This is a genomic window from Pseudoprimorskyibacter insulae (assembly GCF_900302505.1).
GTDB lineage: Bacteria > Pseudomonadota > Alphaproteobacteria > Rhodobacterales > Rhodobacteraceae > Pseudoprimorskyibacter > Pseudoprimorskyibacter insulae.
The window spans coordinates 15,827-29,367 of sequence record NZ_OMOJ01000012.1; the positions used below are offsets into that span (position 1 = coordinate 15,827).

Consider the following 13,541-nt stretch of genomic DNA (forward strand, 5'->3'; position numbering starts at 1 on the left):
TTCCTTGCGCTGCGCATTGCGCCAAATTGCCGAAAACCGCCCCGCGCAAAGGACCAATGATGACACAGTATATTTTTGAACCGGCGGCCGTCGCCTCGGTCGCGATTGATGGATCGGACGCCCGCTTTCCGGTGCGGCGGATTTTCTGTGTGGGGCGCAACTATGCCGAACACGCCCGCGAAATGGGCCATGACCCAGACCGCGAACCGCCGTTTTTCTTTACCAAGCCCGCCGACGCGATAGTCGAGGACGGGGGCACCCTGCCCTACCCGACCAAGACCAGCAATCTGCACTATGAGGCCGAACTGGTGGTCGCCATCGGCAAGGGCGGTGCCGGGATCACGCAGGACGATGCGCTGACCCATGTCTGGGGCTATGCGGCGGGCAATGACCTGACCCGCCGGGATCTTCAATCGGAAGCCAAGAAGATGGGCCGCCCGTGGGATATGTCCAAGGGTTTCGACCAATCAGCTGTTTGTGGCGCCTTGGTTCCGGCAGAGCGGATTGGCCACCCGGCCAAGGGGGCGATCACCCTGCACCAGAATGGCGAGCTGCGTCAGGACAGCGATCTGACCGAATTGATCTGGTCGGTGCCTGAACTGGTGTCCTACCTGTCCGATTTCGTCGAACTGGCCGCCGGGGATCTGATCTTTACCGGCACCCCCGCTGGTGTTGGCGCGATTGCCAAGGGCGATACGATTGTTGTCACTGTCGATGGCATCGGCAGCGTCACCACCACCATCGCAGGCTAACCCCTCCCGCTACAGGAGAGTGACGTGACCGACACCTCAATGACCTTTATCCAGTTCCTTCTGGACGAGCGCCGCAGGCTGGATACCGACCGCGACCTGACGACCTTGCTGCATAGCGTGGCAACCGCCTGCAAGGCGATCTCCAACGCGCTCAAGAACGGCGCGTTGGCGGATGTTCTGGGCAGCCTTGAGTCTGAGAATGTGCAGGGCGAGACTCAGAAAAAGCTGGATGTGATTGCCAATGAAATCTTCCTGAAACGCTGCGAATTCAGCGGCGTTTTGGGGGCGATGGTTTCTGAAGAAATGGATCACATCTATGAAATCCCGGCCAAGTTTCCCAAAGGCCGGTATGTGCTGTTGTTCGACCCGCTGGATGGGTCGTCGAACATCGATGTGAACGTCTCGGTCGGGTCGATCTTTTCGATCCTCAAGCTGAACGACGTGCCCGACACCAATTCCTACGATCAGGTGCTGCGTCCGGGCGTTGAACAGGTCGCGGCGGGTTATGCGCTTTATGGGCCGTCGACCATGCTGGTGCTGTCCACCGGGTCCGGGGTGCATGGGTTTACGCTTGATGGCAATATCGGGGAATTCCGTCTGACCCATCGCGATATCACCATTCCCGCCGATTGTGCCGAATTCGCGATCAACATGTCGCGCGAACAGTGGTGGGAACCGCCGGTGCAGCGCTACGTCAAGGAATGCGTCGAGGGTGAGGCCGGACCGCGCGGCAAGTACATCAACATGCGCTGGATTGCGTCAATGGTGGCCGAAGTGCACCGCGTTCTGATGCGCGGTGGTGTGTTCATGTACCCGATTGACGAAAAGACCCGCGACAAAGGCGGCCGGTTGCGCCTTTTCTATGAGGCAAACCCGATGGCCTTCCTGATTGAACAGGCGGGGGGTGCTGCCTCAACCGGGCGGGGCCGCATCATGGAGGTCGCGCCGAAGGATCCGCACCAGCGGGTGCCGGTCATCCTAGGGTCGCGCAATGAGGTGGCGTTGATCGAACAGTATCACGCCGAACACGACGCCACATAAGAAAACCCCGGTCAGGCAACCGACCGGGGTTTGTTTTATCACTTCACCGAAGCGTCAAAGATCGACTGAACGGCGGCGTCCAGCGTCGCGTTGAAATCGGTATCCGATTGCTGGGCCGACAGGCCTTCTGACAGGCCGCGGCTGAAGCTGGCGATCATGCCGTCGTTCTTCGACAGCAGCTCGTTCGCCTCATCCCGCGAATAGCCGCCCGATAGGGCCACAACGCGCATCACCTTCGGGTGGTCGATCAGCGGCTTGTATTGGTTGGCCTTGGTCGGCAGCGACAGCTTCAGCATAACGCTTTGGCCTTCGGGCAGCGCGTCCAGACCCTTCAGGATTTCGGCCAGCAGGATATCTTCGGCTTCGGCCTTATCCGCGATCGAGATGGTAACCTCGGGCTCGAGGATCGGCATCAGGCCGTGCGACAGAACGGTTTTGCCCACTTCGAACTGCTGGGCGACCACATCGGCGATGCCCTTTTCGTTCGCGGCATTGATAACAGACCGTTCCTTGGTGCCAAAGATGCCCTTGGCGGCGGCGCGGTCCAGAAGATCGCCCAGACCCGGCATCGGCTTGAGCAGCTGAACGCCGTTTTCTTCGGCTTCCAAACCCTTGTCGATCTTCAGGAACGGCACAACGTTCTTGGTTTCCCACAGGTATTGCGCGGTGGGGGTGCCTTCGACGTCGCGGTCCATGGTCATTTCGAACAGGATTGCCCCAATCACACGGTCCCCATTGAAGGCGGCGTCGGTGATGATCCGGCTGCGCATCTGGTGGATCAGATCGAACATGCCGGCTTCGTCGGAATAGGCATCTTCGTTGATACCATAAAGACGCAGCGCCTTGGGGGTCGACCCACCGCTTTGGTCCAGCGCAGCAATGAAACCGCGCCCTTCGCGCATCTGGGTGGCCATCTTGGTATTGGTCATGAAAGGTTCCTTGAAAGGTTGTGTATGCAAACGCCCAACGCTGTCACGTCGCTTGATCAAATTCTGCGTCTCTCGGTCGGCGGCAAGAACTCATCTACAATCGTCCCCGTGGGCATTCTAGCGCCATCTGAACCGCGCCCCGTTTTGGGATCACGGATCAGTGCGCCGGTGTGGTGCGGGTGCGTCTTTACCTTAGCCGAAGGGCCACGTCCGGGCGAGATATCGCCCGATTTGTGGCAATGCCCCTGCCCTACTTATCGCCGCGCCTGAATGATGGCGCGTCTTTAGCGCTAGCAATCTTTGGCAAGCGGCCTGATCGCCGAACAAGCCGGGTTCCGGGCCGTTTTGGCCCTGCCCTATTTGGTAAGATACAGCTCGTTATGTGACAATCCGCCGCAGGCAGTCCGCAGCGGGCTAAATCGGGTTCTTTTCCACATAGCTGCGGAAGAAGGCCAGAAAGGCGCGGTCCAAATCGCGGGCGGGTTCCTTGCCCGCTGACCAGCTGCGCCATTCGCCCTCGACATGGTAAATGTCATAGCCCGGATAGCGCAGGCGCGCGGTTTCATAGGTTTCCGTACGCAACGCCTCGCCCTTGGAGGCGAGCCATGCGGGCCGGGGTTTGACCTGCGCGACCGTCTCAGCTTCGCCCGAGATCCGCGCCTTGCGCCCCACCTTGGAAAAGCTCAACTCGCGTTCCGCCTCAGCGGTGGTGCCCGCATCCTTCCGCCACCAGCGCAATTCGATATGCGTGACCTTGCGGCCCGTTTTCACCGGATGCACCTCGACCAGATAGTCAGACAGGGCGTTCACCTCAGTCACGGCAGGATCGATGGCCCGCAGCTTGAGGTTCGACCACGATGTCAGCTTACCCTTCGGCACGCCCAGAATGCCGCGCAGATCATCGAGCGAGAATTTCTCAGACGACCGATACCGCAGGTTCCCGCGCTTCTGGATCATCTCGTAAAGGGTCAGCGCATATTTCGAACTGAGGGCAAACATGACCTCGCGCTGAAGACGGGCAAAGACGGTGCTGTCCTTGATGATCCGGCGCAGGCGCTGCGGGATTTCGTATTCCAACAACCCGTCGCGGCGGGTGGTCTCGATGTTCCCGCCGAGCAGCTGCACACGCTCAATCGCGTCTTCGCCGTCGCGGGTCACTTTGATTTTCACGATGGCCGACATAAGCCGTTCAATCGACTCGCCCACACGGTCATTGGAATTGTGCGACCCGCGCAGATCGGCCTTGGCTATGACATGAGTCACCGGCTTGTCGATCGCGTCCCAAGCATTTTCGAGCAACTGGTTATAGATCCTGCGGTCGGCCAAGGTCAGTGGCGTGACCTCGACTAGGTCGACCAGCTCTCCGGGTTTGACCAGGCTTTCGGCGTTTGGCCGTGCCTCAATAGTGCGGTACGTTTGTTTGGTGGCCATGTCTCTTACCTGACTGCTCTTACTTTTGCAGGCCTTTGCGCGTAAGGTATCACGAAGCCGTCGCGCGGTCTATCCACCCAAAACGTAAGGGTTCAAACAGCCCAATCCGAGGAAGCGATTCGCAAACCAGTGTAATTACACGCAAAAAATCAAGGAAAATGGCAGGTTTTCCGGGCTCCCGAAACGTAAGGTTTCAGCCTCACCCAATGCGTAAGGCCACAGGTCCCGAAGCGTAAGAATTCACGTCCCGAAAGGTAAGCCAATCAACCCCGATACGTATGATTTGCCGGTAATTTTGTTTTAAGGTCAAAGGCTTAATTCCCACGAACCTTGAACAAATAGAATCTCGAATAGGGGGTGTTTGTTTATTTGGTTTTTTTTGGGGTCTTAGGGCCTCGGATTCAACAAAACGACCATTGGCAGTGCATATTCATACTTTTCGGGTGGATATCGATAGACAGGTAGCGAGAATACCAGAGTTTCAGACATTCCCCATCAGGGTCGCGTCATTTCCACCCCTTCCCCAGATTTCCGCTTTTTTCAGCCCTTCCTCGAAATATTCGCACTTGAGTCGCCTGCCGTGAGGGTTCATGATTCGCGCAGCACCACCCAAACAGAGGATGGAAATGGAGCAGTCTGCCCTACCCCCCGTAACTTTGGCCGAACTCGATCAGCTGGCAACCCGTGCCTCGACCGTCATCGCGCGGCTGCGAGATCGGCTGTATGCGCCGGGCCATGAAAAGCAGCTAGAGCTTCGGTTCAACGTCCGCCGCGCCGCTGAGATGGTCGGTCGCAGTGATAAATTGATCCGCGACGCCGAGGCAGATGGCCGTTTGCCTGAGCCTGAGAAAGATCCAGAAACGGGCCGCCGCACGGGCTATAGCCTGACGGATGTGAACCGCATGCGCAGCGTCTTTGGCACCCTGCCCTACCGGGCGGATTCCGATCCGGCAATGGTTCTCGCCGTTCAGAACTTCAAAGGCGGCGTTGGCAAGTCGACAATGGTTTGTCATTTGGCGCAGTATCTGGCGCTGAAGGGTTACCGGGTCTGTGTCATCGATTGTGATAGTCAAGCCTCGACCACGTCGATGTTCGGTCTGAACCCCGATGTGGACGTGGACGAAGAAGAAGACACGCTTTACCCCTTCTTCCGCCACGGCGGCCCGTCGGACCTGTCCTTTGCGCTGCGAGCGACCTATTGGCCGAACATCGCGCTGATTCCGGCGAACCTTGGCCTGTATGACGCCGAGTATGAGTTTGCCGCACGTATGGCCCGCGATCAGGCTTTTGTGCTGGACCGTCTGCGCTATGGGATTGAGACAATCAAAGACCGCTTTGACGTCATTCTGCTGGACCCGCCGCCGGCGCTTGGGATGCTGTCCCTGTCGGTGTTGCGTGCAGCTGAGGCATTGGTGATCCCTGCCCCGCCGAACAACATCGATTTCGGCTCAACCGCGCATTTCCTGAAAATGCTTGGCGCCACGCTGAACGAATTGGCCCGCGCTGGCGGCGAACGGGATTACGCCTTTGTTAAGATCTTGGCGACCAAGATGAACGACACGAAATCGGCGCATGTCGCGATCAAGCGGATGATGGATGCGGTCTTTCCGATGGACATGATTCAGGCCGTCATCAAAGACAGCGCCGAGATTGACAACGCCACGGCCAATCTGGCCACGGTTTATGAACTGACCGGGGCGGCGACACGGACGGATACGCACAAACGGTGCCGGGCCTATTTGGATGCGGTGGGCAGAGAGATTGAGATTTTGATCCGTAAAACCTGGCCATCGCATCACGCCGCATTGCGCAAGGAGGGGCTTCTGTGACCCGCAAACACGACGCAATTTTCGACGATGTTCTAAGCGGGCTTGATGCCCCTGCCCCGGCTGGCGGTGAACGGGCCGGTGCGCGGTTCCTCAAGCGCTCGACCGCGATCAGCGAACGTATGTCTGGTGAGCTGGAGGAAAAGACGCTGCGTTGGGTCGATCCCGGACGTTGCCGTATGTGGGACAGGCACAATCGCGACTACGCCCTTCTGACCGAAGACAATTGCCGCGATTTGATTGATGGCATCCGCTCTCAGGGGCGGCAGGAATTCCCGGCAATCGTGCGCCCATCCAGTGACCCGGCTTTTGACTATGAAGTGATCTGTGGGGCGCGGCGGCATTTCGCGGTCAGCTGGCTGGCTTGGAACAATTACACACAGTTCAAGTATCTAATCGAAGTGCGCGATCTGAGCGATGAAGAAGCGTTCCGGCTGGCTGATATCGAAAACCGTGACCGCGAAGACATCAGTGATTATGAACGCGCGATGGACTATGCCGATGCGGTTGAGAGGTATTATGGCGGCCGCCAAAAGGCGATGGCTGAACGGTTGGAAGTGTCTCAGCCCTGGCTCAGCCGTTACCTGCAACTGGCGAAATTGCCGTCCGAAGTTGTCCGCGCCTTCCCTTCCATTCGGGACATCAAAGAACGCAATGCGCGGGATTTGAAGCCGCTGCTCTCGGACCCGGACACAGCGCCTTTGGTTTTGGCCGAGGCGCGGAAGATCGCCGAAACGCAGGCGAAGGCGGCCGATGGCCAGGGCGGTTATGTCGATGGCTTGGCTGTGGTTCGCCGTTTGGTGAAGGCTGGGAAGCCTGCTCGGGTGGCAGTTGACGGCAAGGCAGACTCGGAGGATGGGGTCAGTCTTCGAAAGCGCGGTCGCAAGGTTGTGATGGAGTTTTCCGCCGACATTCCTGAGAGAGAATTGCGCGCCGCCGTCGAGGCCTTTTTGACGACTCGGTAGTTGAAATCTAGAAAATTGCCCGTGGGCAATTCTACAAGACAAAGGCCCGTGGGTAGTAATTGCCCACGGGCAATTTTTTGCCCCGCGCGGATAATGGACAAAATGTCCCTCCGGAAACGCAGCGCAAAAAAACCGATAGTCACGATGACGCAAACGCGGGCCAAGCTGACTTTCCCGGCTGGACAGAGCGCGGTGAAGTGTGGACCGTCCCCGCAGGGAGGACGACGATACCATGGGCGATCTGTGGAGCGGTTTGACGCAAGCCTTTTGGCTGGTCGTCACGCTTGATTCCGAACTAGTGGAAATTGCGCTGAGGTCACTGCAAGTGACGCTTGGTGCATTGGTTGTGGCATCTGCGATTGCGATGCCGATGGCCGCGTTTCTGGCGGTCAAGCGGTTTCGGTTCCGCCGTCCGGTGATCGCTCTGCTGAACGCATTGATGGGCCTGCCGCCGGTTGTCGTGGGGCTGGTGGTCTATGTGGTGCTGTCGCGGTCCGGTCCGCTTGGGGCCTTGGGGTTGCTGTTTACGCCAACCGCGATGGTCATCGCGCAGGTGATCATCATTGTGCCGTTGATCGCTTCGATCGCGCATCAGTCCATTCGGGACCTTTGGCAGGAATATCACGACCTGCTGATTTCGATGAACGTCAGCCAGCGCCAGAAAATGCAGACGCTGATCTGGGACGCGCGGCGGGCCTTGTTGACCGCGGCTCTGGCCGGGTTTGGCCGCGCCATCGGTGAGGTCGGCGCGATCATGATCGTTGGCGGCAACATCGACCACGCCACACGCGTTTTGACCACAGCCATCGCGCTAGAAACAGGCAAGGGTGACTTCGCGCTGGCGCTGGCGCTCGGGTTTGTGCTGATCGGCCTTGCGATCACGGTTAACCTTGGCATCCACTGGCTGGGCCGAACCGAGCGGGAGGGCCGCTGGTGACACAGATGTTTCCCGTAACGCTCTCTGGGGCGACCGCACGCCGTCAGGGGCAAACGCTCGTTGGTCCTGTTGACCTAACGCTCGACGGGGGCGGCACCTGCGTCGTGATCGGCCCCAATGGATCGGGCAAGACCACGCTACTGCGGCTGTTGCACGGGGCGGCACGGCTTAGCACTGGGCGCATTGATTGGGCGTGCGACACCGAACTGGCGCATCGCGCCCAAGCCTTTGTGTTCCAGTCGCCGGTGATGTTGCGCCGGACGGTGGAGGAGAACCTCGCCTATCCGCTGCGCATCAAGGGCGAGCCGAAAAAGGCCGCGCACGCGAAGGCTCGGGACTGGGCGGCGCGCGTGGGATTGGCCGGGCTACTGAACCGCCCTGCGCCAGTGCTCTCGGGGGGCGAGCAGCAGAAACTGGCGCTGGGGCGGGCGCTGATATCCTCGCCTGAGTTGTTGTTTCTGGACGAGCCTTGCGCGGCTTTGGACGGGCGGTCCATGCGCGATATTGAAACGATCCTGACCGAGGCGAAGGCGCAGGGGACCAAGTTGATCCTGTCGACCCATGACATGGGACAGGCGCGCCGCTTGGCTGACACGGTTGTATTTCTATTGCGTGGCAAGGTGCACGAAGTGGCCGATGCCAAGCAGTTTTTCGATGAGCCTGAAACAGCACAGGCCAAGGCATTCCTGAAGGGGGACATTGTCGAATGATCAAAGCACTATTTTTGGCAGGGGCCTCCATTGCGGTGGGCACCATTGCACAGGCCGGGGACGTGATGCGCATGGCGGTCACCACCTCGTTCCATAACTCGGGTCTGGCCGAGGTTCTTCTGCCGGCCATTCAGGAAGATCTGGATTTGGAAGTGCAACTGCTGGTCGTTGGGACGGGACAAGCAATCAAGCTGGGCGAGGCTGGCGACGTGGACGCGATCCTCGTGCACTCCAAGGGCGCTGAGATGAAGTTCCTTGAAGGCGGTTATGGCACGCATCGCCGTGAAATCATGTACAACGACTTTGTCGTGATTGGCCCCAAAGCTGACCCGGCAGGCATTGCCGACGACGGCTCTGCCGCCGAGGCGCTGCAGGACATCGCCGCCGCTGAGGCCGCCTTTGTCAGCCGCGGCGATGACAGCGGGACGCACAAGAAAGAACTGAGCCTTTGGTCATCCGCCGGGTTGGATGTGGCGACCTTTGGTGGCTGGTATAACGCCGTTGGTGCGGGCATGGGCGCGGCGCTGAACACCGCATCGGGGATGAATGGCTACATCCTGTCCGACCGTGCCAGCTGGCTGAACTTTGGCAACAAGGGTGATCTGGCGTTGCTTTATGCTGGCGATCCGGTGCTGTTCAACCAATACGCCTATCTGCCCGTGAACCCCGAAAAGCACCCCCATGTGAAGCATGATCTGGCGATCTCGCTAGAAGAGTGGCTGACCTCGGACCGCGCGAAAGAGCTGATCGACGGTTACACGATCAACGGCGAAACGCTATTCGTGTTCAACGCACAGCAGTAAGCCATATATCAAGGGGCAGGGGGCGTATCCAGCAGAACGCGCCCTGCCTGAATCGATCCGTTGCGAATGTCCTGTTCCAAGGCACGGGTTAATGCTTCGGCATCGCGGGCGCGCAGCGCCGACAGAATTGCCTTGTGATAATCCGCGCCATCTTGGTCAATCCGGTGCAGCACTTGCCGCAGGAACGGGCCCAGTTGCAGCCAGATAGACTCGACCAAAGGTACGGCGGCTTGGTCCGGGTTTGCCGAATAAAGCGACCGGTGAAACGTCTGGTTGGTCCGCGTCAGGGCGTCCAGGTCGCCTGCGGCCAAAGACCGATCCATATCATCGTCAAGCGCCTGCAATTCGTCGATCTGAAGGTCTGTCAGATGGGGCAGGGCGCGCTTGGCGGCGTGACATTCGAGCGATACGCGCAATTCCAAAAGTTCATCCAATCGCCCGGCGGTCATCTCGGGCACGCGCAGGCGGCGGTTTTCTAAGACTTCGATGGCGTTTTCTGTGCTGAGGCGGCGAATGGCTTCGCGCACCGGCGTTGGGCTAAGTCCGAATTCCAGCGCGATACCGCGAAAGGTCAGCGACGTGCCCGGGGGAATAGCCCCCACAATCACCGCGTTTCGAAGGCGGTGGTAGGCATAGTCCTGCGTTGTCATGTCCTCAGACCGGGGGGTCTCGGGAATCCGCATTTTTGTCATTGCGCGAAGATGACGCGAAGCGCTGCTTGACTCAAGGGGAAATAGTATCACATTATACAAAATGATATCACATTATGAGTGGCCCATGATTGACACCTCCGTCGCGGCAGGCTTCGACGCCGATAACGAAGTTGAAACCGTCTTTGCCTGCATCTGCGACCTGAACGGTGTGATGCGGGGCAAGCGACTTCCGATTGAACAACTGGACAAAGTGGTCGAGGGCAAGCTTCGCATGCCGCTGTCTTTGCTGAGCATGGACATCTGGGGCGAAGACATCGAAGGCAACGATCTGGTCTTTGATACCGGCGATGCCGATGGCATATGCGAATTCACCGGACGGCCCCTCAGTTTGGTGAACTGGACGTCGCGCCCGGCGGCCTTTGCCCAGCTTTGGATGCGGCAAGAGGATGGGAAACCCTTCGACGGCGACCCGCGCCGCGCGCTTGAATCAATCGTGCAACGCTATGCCGATCTGGGCCTAACGCCTGTCGTCGCGACAGAGCTTGAGTTCTACGTCGTTGATCCGTCTGAAGCCGCGCCGCAACCGCCCTTGTCGCCGGTCACGGGCAAGCGCTTGGATTCCGATGGTGCGCTGTCGCTGGATGAACTTCAGCACTTCGACGCCCTGTTGAATGAGATCTATGACGCCTGCCATGCACAGGACATTCCCGCTGATGCCGCGATTTCCGAAAACGGGGCAGGGCAGTTTGAAATCAACCTGATGCATGTCGCGGACCCTCTGAAGGCTGCCGACGATGCTGTTTTGTTCAAACGCCTGGTGCGCGGGATCGCCCGCAAACATGCCTTGGCCGCGACCTTCATGGCCAAACCATACGGTGACCGCGCCGGGTCGGGTATGCATGTGCATTTTTCGTTGATCGATAAGGATGGTAACAACGTCTTCGACGATGGCGGCCAAGAAGGCACGACGATGATGCGGTCTGCTGTCGCCGGGCTGATCCGCACCATGCAGGAAAACGCGTTGGTCTTCGCGCCGCACGAAAACTCGTTCCGGCGGTTGTTGCCGGGGGCGCATGCGCCGTCATCCGTGGCTTGGGGCTATGAAAACCGCACAGCGGCCATCCGCATTCCCGGCGGGTCGCATAAGGCGCGGCGGATTGAACACCGGGTTGCCGGGGCGGATGCCAACCCCTATCTGGTTCTGGCGTCAATTCTGGGCGGGGCTTTGCTGGGCATTGAAAACAACTGGACCGCGCCAGAGCCCATCGTGGGCGATGCCTACTCACTCGATCTGGACCAACTTCCGCTGGACTGGGCGTCTTCGATTGACGCCTTTGCCAAGGGACCAAATGTGGACGGGATCTTTTCCAAGCGCTTGAAACGCATGTTCGTGCAGTGCAAGCAGCAGGAACTGCGCCGCTTTACCCGCCAAGTGACCGATTTTGAATACCACAGCTATCTGGAGGCTGTCTGAATGTCCGCCAATTCGCATCCCTATGCCGGCACGGGCCAGCATGTGGGCAGCTACTATGCCGCGTCTGCCAATCCGGCCCCGCTGCGCCCTGCTGTCAAAGGCGCGCATGAGGCCGAAATCTGTGTCGTTGGTGCGGGTTATTCTGGCCTGTCCACCGCGCTGCATCTGGCCGAAAAGGGCTATTCCGTCACGGTGGTCGAAGGTGCGCGGATTGGTTGGGGCGCGTCGGGCCGCAACGGTGGTCAGATCGTAAACGGGCTGAACGCCAGTCTGGATACAATCGGTAAGCGCTACGGGGCGGATACCGCCAAGTTCGTGGCTGGTCTGGTCCAGGAAGGCGGAGAGATCATCCGCGAGCGGATCAAGACCTATGACATTCAGTGCGACCTGAAAGACGGCAACGTCTTTGCCGCCATGACCCCGCGCCACATGAAAGAGCTGGAGCACACCAAGGCGGTCTGGGAAAGCCACGGGCTAAACAACTACCGGATGCTCACCCGCGATGAGATGCGCCAACACGTGACCACCGACGCATATGTCGGCGGGATGCTGGATGTCACGGGCGGGCATATGCACCCGCTGAACCTTGCCTTGGGGCAGGCGGCGGCGGTCGAAAAGTTGGGCGGCACGATCTATGAAATGTCGCCCGTCACCCGTGTTGATACCGATGCCGAACGCCCGGTGATCTATACACCCGAAGGTCAGATCACCTGCAAAACGCTGGTCCTCTGCGGCAACGCCTATCTGGGCCATGTGGTGCCAACCTTGGAATGGCGCGTCATGCCTGTCTCGACGCAGGTTATGGCGACGGAACCGCTTGGCGCGGAACGGGCGGCGGCGCTGATGCCGTCGGACACTTGTATCGAGGACGTGCGCTATATCCTGGACTACTACCGCATGTCTGCGGACAAGCGTCTGCTGTTCGGGGGCGGCGTGGTCTATTCGGGCACCGATCCCAAGGACATCAAGGCAAGCCTGTGGAAGAACATGATGAAGGTCTTCCCACAGTTGTCTGACGTGAAGATCGACTATGCCTGGAGCGGCAACTTTGCCCTGTCCTTCAGCCGTGTCCCGCAGATGGGCCGGATCGGCGCGAACACCTACTTCGCCCATGGTTATTCGGGCCACGGGATCACCGGCTCGCATACCTTTGGCCGCATCCTTGCAGAGGCAATCGACGGTGATTTGAGCCGGTTCGACGTCTTCGCAGGCTTGCCGTGGATTCCCTTCCCCGGCGGACGGGCCCTCCGCGTGCCCTATTCCATTGTTGGCGCGTGGTGGTATTCACTGCGCGACCGGCTCGGGGTCTAGGTCATGACGCGGATTTGGCCCTTGTCATTCCGCGCCGCTCTCTTCCGGGTTGCCCATGGGCAATCAGCGCTGTTGCCCTGTCCCGACCGGACAGGGCGTTTTTATGGAGCCGGGAAAACATCCATAAGCAAAACTCGGTTCAACGATTATTATTTTGAATTTCCCTTTTGGAAGGCGTCGCGGCAAATTTCAAATATACGTGACGCCCGAACCATGTCTTTTGGCCGGGCACTGATAGGAGGCACCACATGGCCGTTTCGATGACGTACTTTGAACAAGACGCCCAGCACCTAGAGGTTCTGACGGCGGAATTCAGCGGTGAACCTGTGGGCTATGTGTATCGTGGCGCCCGTCCGGGGCCGAACGTATTGGTGGTGGGCGATGGTCTTGGCGCGCAGATGGTCTTTGACCGGGTTCTGAACATGCCTGCATTGGCCAAACTGCGCGGGTCGCTGACCATGATCTGGATCGGCGGGCGTGACCCGAAGAAAGTCCTCAGCAGCCGCGTTGTGCCGGATCAGGATGATTTTGACGATATGATGTATCTGCCCGTCACTGGCCGCGGGTCGCCGCAAGGCACCGCGCAAGGGTCTTCCACCGTAATGCGTCTTTGCACCCGGCTTGGGATGATTGACGGGCGCGGCGTAAGCCTGTTCAAAGCGTTCGATTTGAAAACCGCCGTGCTGGTCAAACAGTAACCGCGCCAAGT

13 protein-coding genes are annotated in these 13,541 nt (G+C 59.2%); 10 read left to right on the forward strand and 3 right to left on the reverse strand.

Annotation, left to right across the window (positions count from 1 at the left end; all coding sequences use genetic code 11):
* Positions 1 to 59: 59 nt before the first annotated feature.
* On the forward strand, positions 60 to 752 hold the full coding sequence (locus PRI8871_RS17195) for a fumarylacetoacetate hydrolase family protein (RefSeq protein WP_108887488.1): 693 nt from the start codon (positions 60 to 62) through the stop codon (positions 750 to 752).
* Positions 753 to 776: 24 nt separating this feature from the next.
* A complete protein-coding gene (locus PRI8871_RS17200) occupies positions 777 to 1,793 on the forward strand; it encodes a class 1 fructose-bisphosphatase (protein ID WP_245897933.1) in 1,017 nt (338 codons plus the stop codon).
* 38 nt (positions 1,794 to 1,831) lie between these two features.
* Here PRI8871_RS17200 and PRI8871_RS17205 read toward each other — a convergent pair whose 3' ends face one another.
* Together PRI8871_RS17205 and PRI8871_RS17210 are read right to left on the reverse strand one after the other, a co-directional pair.
* The gene (locus PRI8871_RS17205; RefSeq protein ID WP_108887432.1) at positions 1,832 to 2,722 is read right to left on the reverse strand and encodes a fructose bisphosphate aldolase; all 891 of its coding nucleotides are present in this window, start codon (positions 2,720 to 2,722) and stop codon (positions 1,832 to 1,834) included.
* 414 nt (positions 2,723 to 3,136) lie between these two features.
* The gene (locus tag PRI8871_RS17210) at positions 3,137 to 4,153 is read right to left on the reverse strand and encodes a replication initiation protein (RefSeq protein WP_108887433.1); all 1,017 of its coding nucleotides are present in this window, start codon (positions 4,151 to 4,153) and stop codon (positions 3,137 to 3,139) included.
* Positions 4,154 to 4,779: 626 nt separating this feature from the next.
* Between PRI8871_RS17210 and PRI8871_RS17215 the strand changes: the two genes are divergently transcribed.
* From PRI8871_RS17215 to PRI8871_RS17235, 5 genes are all read left to right on the forward strand, one after another.
* The gene (locus tag PRI8871_RS17215) at positions 4,780 to 5,982 is read left to right on the forward strand and encodes an AAA family ATPase (protein ID WP_108887434.1); all 1,203 of its coding nucleotides are present in this window, start codon (positions 4,780 to 4,782) and stop codon (positions 5,980 to 5,982) included.
* Positions 5,979 to 6,944 carry a ParB/RepB/Spo0J family partition protein gene (locus tag PRI8871_RS17220; protein WP_108887435.1) on the forward strand — a complete coding sequence of 322 codons (966 nt, stop codon included), beginning with the start codon at positions 5,979 to 5,981 and terminating at the stop codon, positions 6,942 to 6,944. The genes PRI8871_RS17215 and PRI8871_RS17220 overlap by 4 nt, the downstream gene beginning before the upstream one ends.
* Before the next feature lie 232 nt (positions 6,945 to 7,176).
* Positions 7,177 to 7,881 (forward strand): ABC transporter permease, encoded by a 705-nt coding sequence (locus tag PRI8871_RS17225; protein ID WP_108887436.1) that lies wholly within the window; start codon positions 7,177 to 7,179, stop codon positions 7,879 to 7,881.
* Positions 7,882 to 7,886: 5 nt separating this feature from the next.
* A complete protein-coding gene (locus PRI8871_RS17230) occupies positions 7,887 to 8,591 on the forward strand; it encodes an ATP-binding cassette domain-containing protein (protein WP_108887437.1) in 705 nt (234 codons plus the stop codon).
* Positions 8,588 to 9,394 carry an ABC transporter substrate-binding protein gene (locus PRI8871_RS17235; protein WP_108887438.1) on the forward strand — a complete coding sequence of 269 codons (807 nt, stop codon included), beginning with the start codon at positions 8,588 to 8,590 and terminating at the stop codon, positions 9,392 to 9,394. The genes PRI8871_RS17230 and PRI8871_RS17235 overlap by 4 nt, the downstream gene beginning before the upstream one ends.
* An 8-nt stretch (positions 9,395 to 9,402) precedes the next feature.
* On the opposite strand, the gene PRI8871_RS17240 is transcribed toward PRI8871_RS17235, so the two are convergent.
* A complete protein-coding gene (locus PRI8871_RS17240) occupies positions 9,403 to 10,077 on the reverse strand; it encodes a GntR family transcriptional regulator (RefSeq protein ID WP_245897935.1) in 675 nt (224 codons plus the stop codon).
* 94 nt (positions 10,078 to 10,171) lie between these two features.
* On the opposite strand from PRI8871_RS17240, the gene PRI8871_RS17245 reads away from it, so the two are divergent.
* The 3 genes from PRI8871_RS17245 (at position 10,172) to PRI8871_RS17255 (ending at position 13,530) form a co-directional block, all read left to right on the forward strand.
* Complete coding sequence (locus PRI8871_RS17245) at positions 10,172 to 11,521, forward strand: glutamine synthetase family protein (RefSeq protein WP_108887440.1); 1,350 nt, start codon at positions 10,172 to 10,174, stop codon at positions 11,519 to 11,521.
* Positions 11,522 to 12,832, forward strand: a complete 1,311-nt coding sequence (locus PRI8871_RS17250; protein ID WP_108887441.1) for an NAD(P)/FAD-dependent oxidoreductase — start codon at positions 11,522 to 11,524, stop codon at positions 12,830 to 12,832.
* Between the two features lie 248 nt (positions 12,833 to 13,080).
* Entirely contained in the window at positions 13,081 to 13,530 is a 450-nt protein-coding gene (locus tag PRI8871_RS17255) for a M14 family metallopeptidase (RefSeq protein WP_108887442.1), read from the forward strand.
* Positions 13,531 to 13,541 lie beyond the last annotated feature (11 nt).